Source organism: Salinibacter sp. (assembly GCF_036626415.1).
Lineage (GTDB): Bacteria > Bacteroidota > Rhodothermia > Rhodothermales > Salinibacteraceae > Salinibacter.
This window is the reverse complement of sequence record NZ_JAZKRW010000006.1, coordinates 19,411-37,348: the sequence shown is the minus strand read 5'-3', so window position 1 is coordinate 37,348 and position 17,938 is coordinate 19,411. Positions and strand designations below refer to the sequence as shown.

Here is a 17,938-nt window from a genome sequence, read left to right as displayed (position 1 = left end):
AGACAAAGAGCGGGCGTTGGGCGGACGCTACGGAGACACGGTGACGCCAAGTTGTAGAAGATTTGCATCAACGCCGGGATTGATTTGTCCACGAAAGCCGTTGGATAGGTGGTAGTAGCGGTAGCTGGCAGTCAGAACAAGGGCCGGTGTCACGGCGATCCGCACCCCCGCCCCCACGTCAAACATAAAGTTCAGCGACCGCCCCAGCGTGTTGGGGATGGACTGGTCGAAGAGCGCGAGGCCCGTGCTCCCCGCAACGAACGGCTGCACGCGCTCGGCGGGCCGGTAGGTAAGACGCAGCCCGGCCGGACGCACCCCGACGCCGTAGGCCGTCAGTGTCTGGGAACGGTGTCCCGGAGAAGATCCTTCCGTGCCGGATGCGTCTAAGGGGAGTGTGGGAAGGGCGCCGGACGGGATAGACACGAGGAGAACGGGAACCAGGTCCGCCATGTACGTGAGGGTCGGGCCGCGGGGAGGCGAATTTGGGGACGAGGGGGTGAGGAGGCGGTGATAGCGGAGCCCGAGCAGCCCCACATGGGCGTTCTGAATGTTTCCGATGAGACTGACGGTCGCGAATGATCCCCCAGCCCACGCGCTTACGGCGTTCGTTGAGGGGGACGCGGCGCCCGAAGCCAGGCTGTCTGCCGATTGAGCCCCGCAGGGACCAACGAGGCCGAGGCTGATCAGTACGGTGACGATGACGAGGCGGACGTGCAAGATGCAGAGCAGGTTCGTCTGTGGCGATGCGTAGAGCGGGGGGAGCCTCAGCGACACACGGCTCGGGTTCTCAAAGCCGTGCGAACGACGCGTTTTTCACTCAACCCCACCCCAAATGGAGCTTTTCTACAACCAGTACGGCGACTCCGGGCCCCCGTTCATTCTCCTTCACGGTCTTCTGGGCGCACACGGGAACTGGCACACCCTCAGCCGGACGGCGTTCCAAAACGTGGCCCGCGTCTACGCCGTCGATCAGCGCAATCACGGGCGCTCCCCCCACGCCGACGCCATGGACTACCCAACCCTCGCGGCAGATTTGCATCGGTTTATCGACCAGAATGACCTTGCCCCGGCCGCCGTGCTGGGCCACTCGATGGGCGGCAAGACCGCCATGCAGACGGCGCTCGAGTACACCGATCGGGTCGACCGGCTCATCGTCGTGGACATGGCCCCGAAGGCCTATCCGCCCCACCACACAGACCTACTGGACGCCCTGGCCCGGATCGATCCCGAGGCGTATGAAAGCCGAGACGCGATCGATGAGGCGCTGGCCGAGGACGTACCGTCTTGGCCCATCCGTCAGTTTCTGCTCAAGAACCTTGACTACGACGGCGACACCTACTCTTGGCGCATGAACCTGGACGCCATTCGTGCCCACTATGACGACATCACGGCGGCCCTGCCGACGGGGGCGACCTTCGAGGGGCCGGCCCTCTTCGTGCGAGGCGGGGCTTCGGACTACGTGGCCGATGAGGATATGGACGGCATCCGTGCGCGCTTCCCCAACGCCCGGCTCGTGACCATCGACGGGGCCGGCCACTGGGTGCACGCCGACGCCCCCGACGCGCTCGCCGAGACGGTGACCGACTTTCTGACCGACACTGGATCGTAAGTGGGGGTCGACACACAGCGTGTCAATCCGTAGGTTGGGACCGCATCGTCTTTGCACATCTCTCTACGCACACCCATGGATTTAGGACTTGCGAATCGGACTGCCTTCGTGGCCGGGGCCAGCAGGGGACTGGGCCGGGCGGTCGCCCACGAGCTCGCCCGGGAAGGGTGCAACGTGGCCCTCTGCTCCCGGAGCGGGGACCGCATTCAGGAGGCGGCGGCCGCCATCCGCGACGATACGGGCACGGAGGTGCTCCCCCTTGTCTGCGACGTAACCAACGCGGAGCAGGTCGAGAGCGCGATCGCCCAGACGGTCAACACGTTCGGGGGCCTTCATGTGCTCGTGACCAACGCCGGCGGCCCCCCGTCCGGCACGGCCGCGGAGCTGGACCCGTCCGACTACCGCGACGCGGTAGAGCTCAACCTTATGAGCACCATCTGCCTCTGCGACGCCGCCCTTCCGCACCTTCGCACAGCGGCGGACGAGGACGCTCACGCCCGCGTCATCATGGTGACGAGCGTGTCGTCGAAGCAACCCATTCCCACCCTCGCGCTGTCCAACACGGCCCGGGCCGGCGTGCAGGGCTACGCCAAAAGCCTCGCCGACGACCTGGGGCCCACCGGCATTACGGTCAACACCGTGCTTCCGGGCTACACCCGTACGCAGCGGCTCGAGGGCCTGGCCGACGACATCCAGGACCGAACGGGCCAGTCGCGGGCGGAAGTGGAAGCGAGATGGGCGGACGACAATGCACTTCCGCGCATCGGGGAGCCGGACGAGTTTGCCGCGACGGTGGCATTTCTCGCCAGCGCCCGGGCCGGGTACGTGACCGGCGTGGCCCTTCCGGTGGATGGGGGGCGGAGCAAGCATCTCCTGTAGGCCCAAACATGCTCTGAGGCCGATCCGGAGAAAACAAAAAAGCCCCGGACCGCGGGGCGGGGAGGGGAGGGCACGGCCCGGGGCAAAGAGGGCGGGAAGAAAAGGACGGAAGTGAGCAACAACCAGTGGTTGTCACCGCCCGATAATGCAGGTATTCGTAAGCGTGCGCGAAATCGTTTGCTCCACTAACTTTCGATGAAACAGGGAAGTTAAAACAAATTTTGCGGCCTCTCCAGAAAGGCTTTTCAGGAGAGGGGCCACGGGATCCTCACGAGAGGTCAAGGAACTCGTTTACGGTGCCGAAAAAGGGAGTCGGGGCCTCCCAGTGGGGTAGAAGGCCACCAGGAAGTGCCTCGTGGGATAGATCGCGCGTATTTTGGGAGAGGAGGCTGGAAAGCCGCTCGAACGACTGCACCGTCGCGTCGGGGGAGGCCGGCGTGAGGAGGAGGGTGGGACGGTAGAGGCGAGCGTAGACGTCCTCCGCAACGTTTTCGATGGAAAGGGTGCCGTCCACGAACCGGAGGGGCGCCCGGTACGCCCCGCGGACCTGGGCGGTCTGTTCGGCGTAATCGAGCAGCACGCTGGGGATGGCATCGGGGGCGAGAAAGATCTGCCGGGCGTAGTAGTCGCGGAGCGACGTGCGCCGGGTGAGGCGGTGGTAGAGCAATTCGAACGTGCCGGTGCGGTCGGCCAGCGCGAGCCCCAGGCGGCCGGGGGCGGACGGGCCCTGGGTTGGAGCGAGGCCGGTGGGGGAGATGAGCACCAACCGCCGTACGAGCGGGGCGGCCTGCAGGGCGACTTGAGCGGCGTACTCTGCCCCCAGCGATAACGCAATGATGTCGGCCGGCCCATCCGGCACCTCGGTGAGAAAGTGGTAGAGCTGCCGCTCGTACAACGTCGGAGAGTAGGCGCGGGGGCCCCGATCCGACCGCCCAAAGCCGAGCCAGTCAAGGGCATAGATGGGCCGGTCGGTCGTCGTGGCCAGGTGCTCGGCGATGGGCTGCATCTCGCGACTCGACGCCACGGCATTGAAGCTGTGGAGGAGTATGACCGGTGGGCCGTTGCCGGGCCGAACGTAGTACTGTGCGCGGCCGTCTGGGCCCTCGATCGGCCGCGGCTCCAGGTCAAGCGCTGGTGGAAGAGACAGGGGGGACGGCAGGGTTCGCCGGTACGCCCACCTCGCGGCTGCAAGGCCGGCGTAGGTGCCCAATAGGGACGCGCCGGTGGCGAGGACGGTGCGCCCGTAGGAGTGAGACGAAGAGGGCTCGGCCATCGAAACGGAGGTGGGGATGGAAGAATAGACTGCATTCTCGAACGTCGCTTCGTCGACGACGTTCGAAGCGGAACCGTTTTCGCCCCATCGGCTACGCCCTTATGCGCCGTTGGTCCGGCGGCCCAACTGTGCCCCTGTAGCTCAACTGGAGAGAGCGGTGGCCTCCTAAGCCGCAAGTCCTGGTTCGAGTCCAGGCAGGGGTACCGCGCTTCCCAGCCACGCTTCAGTAGCCACATGGGCACCTGTGCAGCCACGAACCAGGACGGATCCTCTTGCAGCAACGACGCGATGGAGGGCAGCGACTTCTGCCACGTGCACCGCGAGTCGTCGGGGTCGACCACGGCCGTGCGGCCGGAGGACGAACACGGATTTTGGGCCATGCTGGCGGGGGCCCTCGCCGTCATCCTCGTGACGCACTTCCTCCTGCAACTTGTCTTGGGCGCATAAGAAATTCCGCGAGCCCTCCACAGCTTGGGGGCTATTCGAGGACGTCGTCGATGTGCGGGCGAAGATCGTCGATCGTCTCGTACATCCAGTCGAAGTAGTCGGGGTGATCGGACTGGATCTCACGGAGGGTCTTCCCGTCGTGCTTCCCGAAGCACACCACCACGGCAGACCCGTCTTGTTTGAGGCGCCGCTGGTCGTCGAGATAGTCGCCCCGAATCTGCTGGGCGAGGTCGGCCGGGGTGCCCTCAATGTCATGCTCGGCGAGTTGTCGTTGCAAGACCATCCCGGCCGCCTCTACGTCGCGGAGGGCGTCGTGGGCGTCGTCGAGCGTGCGGTCGGTGTATCGCTCGTAGAGCGCGGAAAGGGTGCGTGGGCGCAACACCTGCTCCAGGCGGTACGGATCAAGAACGACGCGGTCGTCGGGGCCCGGAAGCGTCTGTCCGTGTCGCTCGAATTCGGCCTTGAGGAGGGGCACATCGTACGCGAGGGCGTTGTACCCGGCCAGGTCGGCGTCGGCAAGAAGGGGAGCAATCCGACCGAGGTGAGCGTCGAGCGGAGGGGCCTGCCGTACCGCTCCGGGCGAGAGGCCGGTCAGGTCGGTCACGGCCGCTGGAATCTCCTGCTTGGGGTCGACGAGCACGTCGATGGTTTCGTCGAGTGCCGCCCCCTGATCGTTTGGGACGAACCGTTGCAGGCCGATCTGGATAATGCGAGCGGTCTGGGGGTCCGTGCCGGTGGCTTCGAGGTCGAAAAAGACAAGGGGCCGTTTGAGATGGAGCACGAGCGGGGGCGAGGGTGCATTCGACGAGCAACGAACACGCCCCCATATGCGCGAATCGGACGAAAGATCGCCGGTCTCTCGACGGGTCGGGTGCTAGTGGCGGGGGAGCACCGAATCGAGCCACTGCACGAGCGCGCTCTCATCGCCCTGGGTGCGGAGCTGGAGGAGCATTCGCTGAAGTGCAAACTCCAAGAGAAGCCCCCTCGATACGGTCGTCGTGTATCGGGACTCGAGGACCGACACGGCCTTTTCGAGCTGCCGGGAGAGGTCCGCCCGCACGGACCCGACAGGGGTCGGCTGTAGGGACGGATTCGGCTCGGGCAGATCGGACGGGTCGGCCATGGAGAGGGCCAGCTTCTGGTCCAGGGGCGACGGCTCGACGTCTGCACTCGTTTCGTGGGGGGCGTCCCCCGAAATTCCGGAAGGGGAAGACGGGGGGCGGGACGGCCGGTCGGCGGTGGGGGGCGGAGCATCGTACGCCATGTCCGGGTCCACCGCCTTCATCCATCCGGGGATGGCACCGTCGCCGTTGAAGGAACTGGGCGAGGAGGACGTGCTCATGGGAACCGTCGGAATCAAGCAGAGATCATGCGGCAGTCGCGACGCGAGAGCGTTCCACGACTTCGTCGGCGAGGGCGAGATAGTAGGAGGCTGCGTCGGAGGCCCCGTCGTATTCCATAATATTCTTGCTGTAGGTGGCCACCTCGTTGATCTTTGAGCGCCATGGAATGGCGGTGTCGAAGAGAACGTCGGAGTATACGTTCTCGAACTTCTCCTGCATGTCGCTCACCAGACCGGAACGCAGGTCGAGGTCATTGGGCAGGAGGCCCAGAATCCGGAGGCTGTCGTTGTGCACCTTGCGAATTTGTTTGATGGTGTCCTGGAGCTGACTGACGCCCCGCATGCTGAACCGGTCGGCGTGGATGGGGACGATGATGCCGTCGGCCCCGGCGAGGGCGGTCGCGATGCTGCGGCCGAGCGACGGTGGGCAGTCGATCAGGCAGTAGTCGTGCTTCTTGGGGGAGCTGGAGTTGCGCTGGACCTGGGCCGTGCGAAACTCTTGGATGCGGCATCGGAACTGTTGGGGGAAGACGGGGCTCCGGCCGATGACCGAGTCGAAGCTTGCCGCCGCCATGCGCCGGTCGGACGGAATGAAGTCAACCCCCACGGACTCGGAGGTGCGAAGAACATCGGTGAACGTCCAGGCGTCGGATTTTTCGCCATCCCAGGTGGCGAGCGAGTCGAAGATCGTCGCATCGTCCTCGGTCGCCTCTCGCCCCATCAGCCAGTCGGTGGCATTCATCTGGGGGTCGTAGTCAATGACCAAGGGGTCGTGCCCCTTATGCTGAAGGGCTGAGGCCAAATTGACGGTCGTGACGGTTTTCCCGACCCCGCCCTTCTGATTGATGACAGCAATGGTGTACATGGGACCTTGAGGCATCGACGAGGAACAAACGCTGTGGTCTTCGGCGGCGTCTTGGTAGGCCGCAAAGAGCGTTCCGAGACCGCGAGCGCCGTCGTGGCGAAATTTTTGGGGACCCAATGAAAAAAGTACTCACATTGATGGGTGCATATGTACACTATCGAGGCTGCCCTGTCCAGACGGGGGCGCCGGGCACGTTGAGGCCCCAACTGCCCCTCACGCGGTCGCGGGCCTATTTTCGATTTAGGGGGCCACTGGACAGATGCGGCGACCGGAAGGGCGAGTCGCGGTTTGCGCCCACATCGTTGTTTTTGAGCAGTTAAGGATATTCTGCCTCGAAGAGGGCAAAGATGTGCGACGTGACCGGTCCCAATGGTGCAAGAATAAATCGGCCGGGGGCGCCCGAAGAAAATCCCTGAAAAGGTTGAGGGGGAGACCAGGTGTCTTCCGGAGGGGAACCCAAACGAGGATGGAGAAACCGATCCGCGCTGAATCTCAGGCCGGATTGCCGAACACCTCGACCAGGAGCTCGACGTAGACGTTGAACCAAATACGGTCCGAGATGGACTTTCCCGATTACAATGCAGCTGGACCCGTCCGGGGCGGGAGCTTCCCCGCACCGACCTGGATGCCTATTAGAAGCGCCTCGTGGTCATCATAGTGGCAGTGGCCGAGGGCGCCGATGAAATTCCTCTACTGTAGAGGACGAGACGATTCTCAGGCAGTTTCCCCCTCTTCGGTGCCTGGGGGAGACGTTGCGGAGCGGCTGTGTCACTCTGCCCACTCTCCCTCGCGTCGAACGAAGTAGGAGAGCAGGTCGGGATCGTGCTCTACCAAGCTCAAATATACCATGGCTGAGGCGCAGCTTTCCGACGGGTCTCTGCAGTTCCGAACGCTCCGCTCGTATCTCGAAGCGCTCCATCCTGTCCCTCGTGGGGGGCTGTTCTAGCCGCGGGCGTATCGCCGCCAGACACCTTTTCCTTAATCCCGTCCACGAACTCACTCAGGACCTCGGAACGTACAGAGTTGCCGGTTTCTACGTATCCGGACACGAGACGGGTATGGCCTCCACAGCCCCGTCACGCCGAGTCGGCTCCCCCCTCATTCCGGCGTCCCTGTAGACCGTGACGGCCCCGCTCAGCAATCCTCGGTCGGGGCGAAGATCGAGCAGTGTGCCCGAGAGCGCTCCGGCGCGCTGCAGGCGGACGGCCCCGTCCTCCCTGTGCCGCCACACCGAAAACGGCCGGGACTCGCGACGACTGTCGAACCAAGAGTATGCGTCGTACACGACGGCCCCTTCGCCTGTGGATGACGCCCGGGTCGTGTCCAGTTCGACGATCCCTGGTAGAGCCCCAGCCGGCAGCCAGGCCCGAAGCGAATCCCGCTCGGCACCTTCCGACGTGAGGCGAAGCCTGAAACATCCAGGTGGCTGGACGCGGACCGTATCCTGTTCGGCACGTTGACTCGTCGGGGTCGTCCCCTCTTCGGTATGACGACACCCCTGGAGGGCCGCAAGGCCGGTCGCCAGAAGTCCGAAGCAAAGCGCGGCAGCCAGTCCGGTGGTACAGTTCCTCATTGACCCCATGGCGCGTGTCAGGAGTGACTTGCTCGAAGACGGTTTGTCGGGCGCTTCCCAATCAGGCTACCGAAGGCGCTCCGGACGAAGGCGCTCAGTCCGCACGACGCGCCCCTCCGGGTCAATGCCAATGAGCGGCCCGCTCCGGATGTCGTTCCCGAGGGGAATTTGCTCTCTGGTCCCCCGCCCTTCCTCCTGCACCTGAGGACGGGCCCTCAGGCTGCTCGACCCGGTCCCGGCGAAAACAACCAGGGCCGGCCGCCGGAATAGTCGCTGCGGAATTCGATCGACGTGCCGGCTAAAGAACCCGACGCTAAAGGTTGAGTCCACAGGCGCGTCGGGCGCTCGGAGCGCAATGCCGTGATTCTCGGCGCTTCCGGTGAGCCAGTCGCGGGCCAGGGCCGTTACGTTCGGGGTACACCGCTCGCAGGACTCAAAATCAAATGCATCGATGGTGTCCCGGAGTGTGGGTCGGCTGCTCCACGTCACCTCCCCCTCCACCCAGCTTTCCGCAACCGGAGACACCGTGATGTCGTGATCTGTGGTTTCCGCATTTCGGTCTGTGACCACGAAGTTCCCCACTGCACTGTTAACGGTGACCCCCATCGGCAGCGAGGACGGAACGTCAAACCGTACGAGGCTGGAAAACACCTCGCCCTCCGGGTCGTCCGTCGACCAGAGCATATCATTGTTGGAACCGGCCACAAGAACATCGGCGAGTCCGTTTTCACCGGGGACGCCAAAGTTTTCGTCGGATGATGCAGGCCGGCTCAAGGTGGCGTCTGCAACGGGCTCCCAGAGGGCCTCTTGTGGCGTGGGCAAGTCAAACGGATCGGCGGCCGACAGGTCCACCTCGTAGCCGATATCTTGGAGTGCCGCAAGGGTTACGCGGCTCAGGGGCAACTCCGAGCTGGCGTTGATGAATCCTGTCATCAGTTCTGTCTCGAAGTTATTCCCACCGAAGGCGCCCTGTCGCCAGTGGGCTCCGGCCGTCCCGCCCCCACCGATATTTTCCAGGGGAACGCCCTCACTCAAATATGCGCTGCTTCCGTCCAGCTGGTTGAAGGCCTCCGTGGTGTTTTCCCCCGTGTGAGACGGGTCCAGAGTATTGAGGTCGGTGGTGTTTTCGCCCCATCCCTGAATAACTCCAATGCCAATGCCCAGAGCGTGGCCGACCTCGTGGGTGACGATGCTCTTCAGCCTGGGGTTGTCGAGATCGGCCGCGTCGATTGTGACGATGCCCGACGCGGAGGTGGCAAAGTCTTCCGTGTTCGCCGTTCGCACAAGACACGGCCCCGCCTGGGCAAGCGTGCCGCCGGGCCCGTCGAGGTTTGCCTTCTGAACGGCGACGGCGAGATCATCGATGCCTCTCTCTTGAAGCTCACATTCCTCCGCCTGGCCGGATGGGGGGAAGAGGGGACGAAGGTCCCCCGTGATCGCGCTTTCCCAGGGAGTGAGGGCCTCTCGTACCGTTTCCTTCTGGCCCTCCGTAAAGTCGCTCAAGAAACGGAGGCGAGTATTGAATCCGGGCTGCTCGACGACGACGTCCGCCGTGGCGGACGCCGTATTGCCGTCGCGGTCAGTGACTGTCAGCGTCAGTGCGTGAGGACCCGACGACAGGCCCGGCGACAGGCTGTCCCCGACCCCCAGTGACCCGTCCACGTCGGAGGACCACGCCAGGCGATCCCCCACCAGTTCTCCACCGACGGGGTCGGCCCCGGTGCCTGCAAGCATGATGGCGCCCTCGTCGATGCCCGATTTGTTCGCTGGCGAGGCGATGCTGGCGGAAGGCGGCCCGTTCACTGCAACTGAGGTGCTGTCCTGATCTGTTCTGTCCGCACTGTTGGTCGCGGTCAGGGTTATCGTGTGTGATGCCGGCGACAGATTCACCGTCAACGTGTCGCCGGTTCCGAGTCGTCTTTCTTCGACGGTCCCGAGTCGGTCGTCGACCCTCGTCGTCCACACCAGGTCCTCTCCAGAAAGGGTCCCGTCTTCTGGATCGCTGGCCGTTCCGATGAGGGTTATGGTCTCGTCCTCGTCGAGGGTATCGGCCTGTGCCGGCGACGAAATGGTAGCCGTGGGAGTCGGGGAAGTGCCAGAATCTTCCATCCCACTTCCAGAGGAATCACATCCTGACAGGCCGACGGCCAGAATGACCAGAAGGAGGGACGATCGGAAGAGAGTAGAGTTCATGGCGCACCACTTCGGTGGAGAAGTATTTGGAAGCGTCGCAAGATCTACCTACATGGTCTCGTGGAAAGCCGTTCCGTCGGTCGGCGCGCTGCCGGTGATAATCGTGCTCCTCCTGCTCCGAGAGCTGGTCTACCGACTCGCTGGAGCCCTCTGTGCAAAGACGCATGCCGATGGCCATCGGGGGGGCGATGCCCGGGCATGAACGAGTACTCCGGCCGGAAACCCGCTCAACATGAGAAGGGGGGTTCTTGGGCGGACATCACAACGGCGAATCTGCTTCCGAGCAAGGTTGAAAATCAACCGAGGATCGCGATTCCGGATTGTCGCGGGGCCTGCAGCTTAGGTTCTTTCCACTCAGGTTTCAACTCGCAACCTGCACGGTATCGTTGGTGGAAAGTCGTGGTTGGGGGACAGGACCAAACCGGCGGTGAGGGCGCAAGATGGCGTCCGGACCGCCGGCGGACCATCGTGGGGACTGGAGTTTAAAACCAAAGCTGCGCCTTTTCGCAAATCCATTCAGTCCATTGACGTCTGCCTATCTGGGGCTTGGGTCCAACGAAGGCGACCGCCTGAGCCACCTGCGCGGGGCTGTTGAACGGTTGCACGGCCGCGAGGCCCTCCATGCAACCGGGGTTTCGCCCGTGTACGAGACCGAGGCCCACACAACCACGCCGGACGAAACCCAGCCTCCATTCTTGAACGCTGTGCTCTGTGTGACCGTCGAAACGGGGCCGGAGTCCCTCCTCCGGGGGGCACACGCAGTGGAGCGAGCAGAGGGCCGTACCCGGGCTGCCGAGCAGCGGTGGGGACCGCGCCCGCTGGACGTTGATCTGCTGGCGGTGGGGGCCCTCACGCGAGACACCGAGGCCCTCACCCTTCCGCATCCCCGCCTCGCGGATCGCCGATTCGTGCTCCGGCCCTGGGCCGACCTCGCGCCAAACTTCGTCGTCCCGCCGCCGTTCGACCGGTCGGTTCAATCGCTGCTCAATCAGTGCACCGACCCGGCTTCCATTCAGCGGACTGAGTACACGCTGGAGGAACAAACGTCCTCGACTGGCGACACCGGTCCCTGAGTTGCCGAAGGGATCGGTAGGCCCGAATGGACGATTGGACCGCCCGCCCCTTGACACCCGCCTCGAATCCGCCCTGCGTAATGCCTTCGTCGACCCCCCCGGACGCCCTGGACTACGTGGCCATTGAGGGCGCAATCGGGGCCGGCACCACGACCCTTACCGAGCTTCTATCTGACCGCTTCGAAGCCGACCCTGTGCTTGAGCGGTTTGAGGAGAATCCCTTCCTGGAGCGCTTTTATGAGGACCGGGAGCGGTGGGCGTTCCAGACGCAGCTTGCCTTCCTGGCCAGTCGATTCCGACAGCAAAAAGAACTGGCCGAGCGGGACCTCTTCCGCGACTTCGCGGTGAGCGACTACACGTTCGACAAGGACCGAATTTTCGCCCGGCAGACCCTCGGCGGCGACGAGCTGCAGCTCTACGAGTCCCTCTTCCGCCTCATGGAGCCGACGGTCCCGTCGCCCGACCTCGTGGTGTACCTGCGCTCCTCTCCCGAACGGCTGCTGCACAACATTGAGGAGCGCGACCGGCCATACGAGCGCAACATGGATCCGGACTACATTGCGAGCCTCCACGAGGCCTACGACCAGTACTTCCGCCAGTACGACCGCACCCCGCTTCTCGTGGTGAACGTCGCGGAGATGGACTTTGTAGCACACCCGGGCGACTTCCAGGCACTGGTGCAGCACATTGTCGCCCCGTCCGATGAGCGCACCCGGTACGTCCAGCCGTCGTAGCGATGCGGCTCGTTCCGACAGCACGGCCCTTTGTGGACTCGTACGATGGAGTATCTCGTCTTCGGCATCATTTTGTACTTTATCCTGCGGGCGTCCGGAAACCTTGTCCGCCTCATGGGGGGAGACGAGGGGACCTCGCCTGAGCAGGAGTGGGGGCACGAGCCCTCGCCCCGCCAGACTGAATGGGAAGGCCCCTCGCCCCGGCAGCGGACGGGAGCAGCACGAGACGAACCGACGTTCTGGGGCAAGGACGTTGAGGATGCGACGTGGCGTGACCTCGACGGGGAGACGGACCCCCAGAGGGCGTCGCGCTGACGTCACCACCACATCATTCGGAGACGCCGAACTCGAAGGTGAGGGTCGTCTGGCTGGCGACCGGCCGGCCGCTCTGCTGTGCGGGACGGAACCGGGACCGGCGGGCGGCGACGAGGGCCGCTTCCTCCAAGCCGTGGTCGAGGTGGGCTACGGCATGGAGGCGGCCCCCGCTCGCATGGCGCCAGCGCTTGAGGACGGTGGCCTCCGTCACTTGTCCCGTCTCGGATACCTGCACAGCGACGCGAACCCGTGCCCGTACGCCCTCCTCCCGGGCCGCATCGGGATAATCGGGCTGCACGGCCCGGAACAGGCGAGCGTTGGTTTCGGGCGTGCGCGCCGGTATGGGCGTGTCGGAGGCCCCCTCTCGGAGTCGATCGTCGTCCTCGGGGTTTTCAACGGCCAATGCGGACGTGCCAAACTCAAGGTCTTCCTCGATCACGACGTCGTTGGGGACGACCTCTGGGGGCACCGGAGCGGGCGGGGGCGGCGCCTGCTCGCGGGCCTGGGCCGTGGGCTGCACCTCGTTGACCTGAATGCGGTCCGGATCCCGCTCGCCAAATGGGCCGTCCGGGGCCGAGGGGGAAGGTGCCGGCCACCAGCGCACGAGGGCCACGCCAAGCGCCAGGACGACCGCCAGCGCCCCCAAGAACCGGCGCCGGTACGCATGGTCCGACATGGAAATGGTAGAGCGAGACATGAGCGGACGGTGACTGGGCCTCAACACCGCATCTTTAAAAATGGGGCCCGAACATCTGTTTCTGGCCGGTCGGCCGGACCGTCCGGCAGTGTGAGCGCAGACGAGATGTCGAAACCCTTCGAAACGAGGCTGCGACTGAGAGATGCGGTTGGGAAACTTCCCCGCCAGTTTATACTATGACGAACAGTTCCTGCAAACGCTCTCGCCCTCGCACGTCATGTCTCCCGACGTTCCCCCGGAGCCTGGGCCTTATTCATCGGAACCGGCCCCACTGGAATCGTTCTTCTGCCCTCCCCATTTGGGGAGGTTTTTTTATGGACCCAGCCGCCGCTCGTTGCTGAATCCTCTCCCCACACCATGAGCCCCACTTCGTCTTCCTCTTCGTCCCGCGACCCCGCGAAACTTGTCCTGGCCGACGGCACCATCGTCGACGGCATTGCACTCGGCCAGCGAGGGCTCACCGGCGGGGAGCTGTGCTTCAACACGAGCATGACCGGGTACCAGGAAATTATGACGGACCCGTCCTACTACGGCCAGCTCATGATGATGACGCAGCCGCACATCGGCAACTACGGGGCTTCCCGCGAGGACATGGAGGCCGACGCGCCGATGGTGGCGGGCTTCATCGTCCGCGACTACCCGCGCCGCCACTCCAACACCCAGGCCGACGAGACGCTCGAGGACTTCATGCAGCGCCACGACCTGGTGGGCATTGCGGGCGTCGACACGCGGGCACTCGTGCGGCACGTGCGGGAGAAAGGGGTCATGAACGCCGTCATCGCATCGGAGAAGTTGGACGAGGAGGCCCTCCTCCGGAAAGCGCGGGAGTGGCCCAGCATGGCCGGCCGTGAGCTGGCCTCGAAGGTGACCGCCGACCGCTCCTACACCTTCTGTGAGGGCCCCGGGCCCCGCATTGTGGTGTACGACTTCGGGGTCAAGAAAAACATTTTGCATTCCTTCCGCCGCCACGGCTGCACCGTGAAGGTGGTGCCGGGCGACACGGACCTGGGCGACGTGCGTGCCTGGGACCCTGACGGGTTTTTCTTCTCCAATGGCCCTGGGGACCCGCGTCCGATGACGGACGCGATCGAGACCGTGAGCGCGGCCATCGACACGGGCCTGCCGATCTTCGGCATCTGCCTCGGCCACCAGCTGATGGCCCTCGCGGAGGGGTTTGACGTCTACAAGATGTACGTGGGCCACCGCGGGGCGAACCATCCGGTCAAAAACCTCGACACCGAAAAGGTGGAGGTGACGACCCAGAATCATGGCTTCGCGGTCGACCCCGAGTCGATTGCGCCGGAGACCGCCCGCGTGACGCACGTGAACCTGAATGACGACACGATCGAGGGGCTTGAGTTCAAGACATTTGCCGGCATGTCGCTGCAGTATCACCCGGAGGCGTCCCCCGGCCCACACGACAGCCACTATCACTTCAACCGCTTCATGGAACTGGTGGCCGACGAGCGAGACGTTACGATTCCCGAGACATCGGTCGAGCCCGCGACGGTGACGGCGCAGTCCGTCGAAGGTTGAACGTGAGAAGGGAAAATGGAAGGGGGGAAACGTGTACGGCGAGGCGGCAAGCGAGAATCTGCGGTCCCAACCCTTACCGTCGTGGAGTAGGCGACTACGAAATACGCAATCCGAAATACGCAATCCCCAGATGCCCAAGCGCACCGACATCGAGACCGTTCTTCTCATTGGGTCCGGTCCCATTGTGATCGGGCAGGCCTGCGAGTTCGACTACAGCGGCAGCCAGTCGGCCCGCGCCCTGATGGACGAGGGGTACCGGGTGGTTCTGGTGAACTCGAACCCGGCCACCATCATGACCGACCCGTTGATGGCCGACGAGGTGTACCTCCGACCGCTCACCCCGTCGTCCATCGCACAGATTGCGCGGGAGGAGGAGCCCGACGCGGTGCTGCCCACGATGGGCGGCCAGACCGGCCTCAATGTGGCCCAGGACCTGAAGGAAGACGGCTTCTGGGCCGAGGCAGGCATCGAGGTGATCGGGGTCGACATCGACACGGTTCAGATTACGGAGGACCGTCAGGAATTCCGGAACCTGATGGACGACATCGGCCTCGATCAGTCCCGCAGCGAAACGGCCAAGAGCCTGCTGGAGGCGAAGGAGATCACGCAGGCGCTCGGCGGGCTGCCCATCGTCATCCGGCCGTCGTATACGCTCGGCGGGGCAGGGGGAGGCATTGTGTGGGAGGCCGACGAATTCGAGGAAATGGTGACCCGCGGCCTGGAGCTTTCCCCGGCCCACCAGGTGCTGATCGACGAGTGCCTCTTCGGGTGGAAGGAGTACGAACTGGAGCTGCTCCGCGACCCGAACGACAACGTCATCATCATCGCGTCCATCGAAAATGTGACGCCGATGGGCGTGCACACCGGCGACTCGGTGACCGTCGCGCCGCAGCAGACGCTGACCGACAAGCAGTTCCAGCGCATGCGGGACGCGGCGATTCGGGCGATGAACTCGATCGGGACCTTCGCGGGCGGCTGCAACATCCAGTTTGCCTTCGAGCCGGGCACGGGCCGCATGATTGTGATCGAGATCAACCCGCGGGTGAGCCGCTCGTCGGCCCTCGCGTCGAAGGCGACCGGCTACCCGATTGCCAAGGTGGCCTCGAAGCTCGCCGTCGGCTACACGCTCGACGAGCTGCCCAACGAGGTGACCGGCGACACGAGCGCCTGCTTCGAGCCGTCGCTCGACTACGTGGTCACCAAGATTCCGCGCTTCAACTTCGACAAGTTTGAGGGCGTGGACGAAGAACTCACCACGCAGATGAAGGCCGTGGGCGAGGTCATGTCCATCGGCCGCACGTTCAACGAAAGCCTGCAGAAGGCGTGGCAGAGCCTCGAAATCGGGTATTCGGGGCTCGGCGCCGACCGGCCCGACGCCGACCGCGAGACGGTGCGGGAGCGGCTCAAGGCCCCCCGGTGGGACAACCTGCTGCACGTCCGCCACGCCTTCCGCTACGGGGCGAGCGTGGAGGAGGTGCACGACATCACCCAGATCGATAAGTGGTTTCTCTACCAGATCAAGGACCTCGTGGCGCTGGAGGAGGAGGTGCGGTCCACGCCGCTCCGCGAGATGGACGACCGGTTCCTGTGGGAGACCAAGCGCGCCGGGTTTTCCGACGAGCAGATCGCATACCTCGTGCCGGACGACGTCTCCGACCGCGAGGTGCGTACCCACCGAAAGGCCCAGGACGTGACGCCGGCCTATCAGCTCGTCGACACGTGCGCCGGAGAATTTCCCGCGGAGACGCCCTACTACTACTCCAGCTACGAGACGGTCAACGAGAGCACGGTCACCGACAAGCCGAAGGTGCTCATCCTCGGCTCCGGCCCGAACCGGATTGGGCAGGGCATCGAGTTCGACTACTGCTGCGTCCACGGCGTGAAGGCCGCCCAGGAGATGGGCTACGAGGCGCTCATGCTCAACTGCAACCCCGAGACGGTATCCACAGACTTCGACGTGGCGGACAAGCTCTACTTCGAACCGGTGTTCTGGGAGCGGGTGCAGGACGTGATCGACCTGGAGCAGCCGGAGGGCGTGATCCTACAGCTCGGGGGGCAGACGGCGATCAAGCTCGGCGAGCGGTTCGAAGAGGACGGGATCCAGATCTTCGGCACGACCTACTCGAAGATGGACCTCGTGGAGGACCGTGGCAAATTCACCGACATCCTTCAGAAGCTCGAAATCCCCTTCCCGCCCTACGGCGTGGCCCACTCGGTCGACGAGGCGCTTGAGACCGCCGACCGGCTCGGCTATCCCACCCTCATCCGGCCCAGCTACGTGCTCGGCGGCGAGGGCATGCGCATCGCCATCAATGAGGACGAGGTGGCCGAGTACGTTCAAAACGTGCTGGACATGTACCCCGACAATGAGATCCTGCTCGACCGCTTTCTCGAAGACGCGATCGAGTTGGACGTGGACACGATCTGCGACGGGGATGAGGTGTGGATCGCGGGGATGATGCAGCATATTGAGCCGGCGGGCGTGCACTCCGGCGACTCGACCGCCGTCCTCCCCCCGTTTAGCCTTTCCGACGAGGTGGTGGCAACCATCGAGCAGTATGTTCGTGACTTGGCGTTTGAACTGGACGTGCTCGGTCTCATGAACGTGCAGCTCATCGTGAAGGACGAGACCGTGTACGTGATCGAGGCCAACCCGCGGGCCTCCCGCACCGTGCCCTTCATCGCGAAGGCGGCCAACATCCCGATTCCCGCCATCGCCACGAAGGTAATGCTGGGCGAGAAGCTGGAGACCTTCCGCAAGCGTGGCGATCTGGAGTCGGACCTGGAAGACTACGCGATCAAAGAGCCGGTCTTCTCCTGGGACAAGTTTCCCGAAGTGCCCAAAGAGCTGGGGCCGGAGATGAAGTCGACCGGCGAGTCGATTGCGTTCGTGGAGTCGCTGGACGCCGACCAGTTCGAGCAGCCCTACGAAATGAAAGACCTATACCTGTCCCGGTAGGCTGGCACATTCGCGCTGGCACCGCGGATGAACGCAGAAGGCCTTTTTGGAAGTCAGAGGGCGAAGCGGTGCCCCCGACCAGCTTCTCCTTGTCCGGATGGGGCCTGTCGAGGCGCCCTCTCCGAACGGGCGGTGACTTCGGGCTTCTGTTACCAACGGAGGGGGACCTGCGGCCCAAAAGATCCCATGGTTTTTGGATCTTTGAGCCCTACAGAAAATGGTTCTTGGCCTCGTCCGTCGGCCTAGTCGCCGAAAGCGCTGGGGGAGAGCGCCCACGTCCACGACGTGTCCGTATCTCCTTTTGGTCATTGTCTGGGCGTGGGGGGCAGTTCCGGTGTCGGGGCAGGCAGTGTACGCCCCGCTGTCTCGTGACGTCCCGTCCGTGAACGAGCTCGCCCACCGTGCGATAGACGAAGATGAGCCCAGGGGACTGCACGCGAGGA

At 64.3% G+C, this 17,938-nt stretch carries 15 protein-coding genes and 1 tRNA gene; 9 read left to right on the top strand and 7 right to left on the bottom strand.

Features of this window, described 5'->3' with window-relative positions:
• Positions 1–27 precede the first annotated feature (27 nt).
• A complete protein-coding gene (locus V5A20_RS01790) occupies positions 28–774 on the bottom strand; it encodes an acyloxyacyl hydrolase (RefSeq protein WP_332314794.1) in 747 nt (248 codons plus the stop codon).
• Between the two features lie 58 nt (positions 775–832).
• Between V5A20_RS01790 and V5A20_RS01785 the strand changes: the two genes are divergently transcribed.
• Positions 833–1,609: an alpha/beta fold hydrolase gene (locus V5A20_RS01785; RefSeq protein ID WP_332314793.1), complete on the top strand. Its 777-nt coding sequence runs from the start codon at positions 833–835 to the stop codon at positions 1,607–1,609.
• 75 nt (positions 1,610–1,684) lie between these two features.
• The gene (locus V5A20_RS01780; RefSeq protein WP_332326598.1) at positions 1,685–2,488 is read left to right on the top strand and encodes an SDR family oxidoreductase; all 804 of its coding nucleotides are present in this window, start codon (positions 1,685–1,687) and stop codon (positions 2,486–2,488) included.
• A 268-nt stretch (positions 2,489–2,756) separates the two neighbouring features.
• On the opposite strand, the gene V5A20_RS01775 is transcribed toward V5A20_RS01780, so the two are convergent.
• Positions 2,757–3,761, bottom strand: a complete 1,005-nt coding sequence (locus V5A20_RS01775; RefSeq protein ID WP_332326597.1) for an alpha/beta fold hydrolase — start codon at positions 3,759–3,761, stop codon at positions 2,757–2,759.
• Positions 3,762–3,891: 130 nt separating this feature from the next.
• Between V5A20_RS01775 and V5A20_RS01770 the strand changes: the two genes are divergently transcribed.
• Positions 3,892–3,964, top strand: a tRNA-Arg gene (locus tag V5A20_RS01770).
• Positions 3,965–3,995: 31 nt separating this feature from the next.
• On the top strand, positions 3,996–4,208 hold the full coding sequence (locus V5A20_RS01765) for a hypothetical protein (protein WP_332314790.1): 213 nt from the start codon (positions 3,996–3,998) through the stop codon (positions 4,206–4,208).
• Between the two features lie 31 nt (positions 4,209–4,239).
• Here V5A20_RS01765 and V5A20_RS01760 read toward each other — a convergent pair whose 3' ends face one another.
• The 4 genes from V5A20_RS01760 to V5A20_RS01745 all read right to left on the bottom strand — a co-directional run bounded on the left by V5A20_RS01760 (position 4,240) and on the right by V5A20_RS01745 (position 10,181).
• The gene (locus V5A20_RS01760; RefSeq protein WP_332314789.1) at positions 4,240–4,989 is read right to left on the bottom strand and encodes an exonuclease domain-containing protein; all 750 of its coding nucleotides are present in this window, start codon (positions 4,987–4,989) and stop codon (positions 4,240–4,242) included.
• A 93-nt stretch (positions 4,990–5,082) separates the two neighbouring features.
• Positions 5,083–5,550 carry a hypothetical protein gene (locus V5A20_RS01755; protein ID WP_332314788.1) on the bottom strand — a complete coding sequence of 156 codons (468 nt, stop codon included), beginning with the start codon at positions 5,548–5,550 and terminating at the stop codon, positions 5,083–5,085.
• 25 nt (positions 5,551–5,575) lie between these two features.
• Positions 5,576–6,415 (bottom strand): ParA family protein, encoded by an 840-nt coding sequence (locus V5A20_RS01750; RefSeq protein ID WP_332314787.1) that lies wholly within the window; start codon positions 6,413–6,415, stop codon positions 5,576–5,578.
• 1,639 nt (positions 6,416–8,054) lie between these two features.
• Positions 8,055–10,181, bottom strand: a complete 2,127-nt coding sequence (locus V5A20_RS01745) for a DNRLRE domain-containing protein (protein ID WP_332326596.1) — start codon at positions 10,179–10,181, stop codon at positions 8,055–8,057.
• 524 nt (positions 10,182–10,705) lie between these two features.
• Here V5A20_RS01745 and folK point away from each other — a divergent pair.
• From folK to V5A20_RS01730, 3 genes are all read left to right on the top strand, one after another.
• A complete protein-coding gene (gene folK, locus V5A20_RS01740) occupies positions 10,706–11,254 on the top strand; it encodes a 2-amino-4-hydroxy-6-hydroxymethyldihydropteridine diphosphokinase (protein ID WP_332326595.1) in 549 nt (182 codons plus the stop codon).
• An 80-nt stretch (positions 11,255–11,334) separates the two neighbouring features.
• Positions 11,335–11,988, top strand: coding sequence for a deoxynucleoside kinase (locus V5A20_RS01735; protein WP_332314784.1), 654 nt, complete (start codon positions 11,335–11,337; stop codon positions 11,986–11,988).
• A gap of 45 nt (positions 11,989–12,033) precedes the next feature.
• The gene (locus V5A20_RS01730) at positions 12,034–12,303 is read left to right on the top strand and encodes a hypothetical protein (protein ID WP_332314783.1); all 270 of its coding nucleotides are present in this window, start codon (positions 12,034–12,036) and stop codon (positions 12,301–12,303) included.
• A gap of 13 nt (positions 12,304–12,316) precedes the next feature.
• On the opposite strand, the gene V5A20_RS01725 is transcribed toward V5A20_RS01730, so the two are convergent.
• Positions 12,317–13,000: an energy transducer TonB gene (locus tag V5A20_RS01725; protein WP_332326594.1), complete on the bottom strand. Its 684-nt coding sequence runs from the start codon at positions 12,998–13,000 to the stop codon at positions 12,317–12,319.
• Positions 13,001–13,357: 357 nt separating this feature from the next.
• Here V5A20_RS01725 and carA point away from each other — a divergent pair, with 357 nt between their 5' ends.
• Positions 13,358–14,536 (top strand): glutamine-hydrolyzing carbamoyl-phosphate synthase small subunit, encoded by a 1,179-nt coding sequence (carA, locus tag V5A20_RS01720; RefSeq protein WP_332326593.1) that lies wholly within the window; start codon positions 13,358–13,360, stop codon positions 14,534–14,536.
• Positions 14,537–14,666: 130 nt separating this feature from the next.
• A complete protein-coding gene (gene carB, locus V5A20_RS01715; RefSeq protein ID WP_332314780.1) occupies positions 14,667–17,495 on the top strand; it encodes a carbamoyl-phosphate synthase large subunit in 2,829 nt (942 codons plus the stop codon).
• Positions 17,496–17,938: the final 443 nt, after the last annotated feature.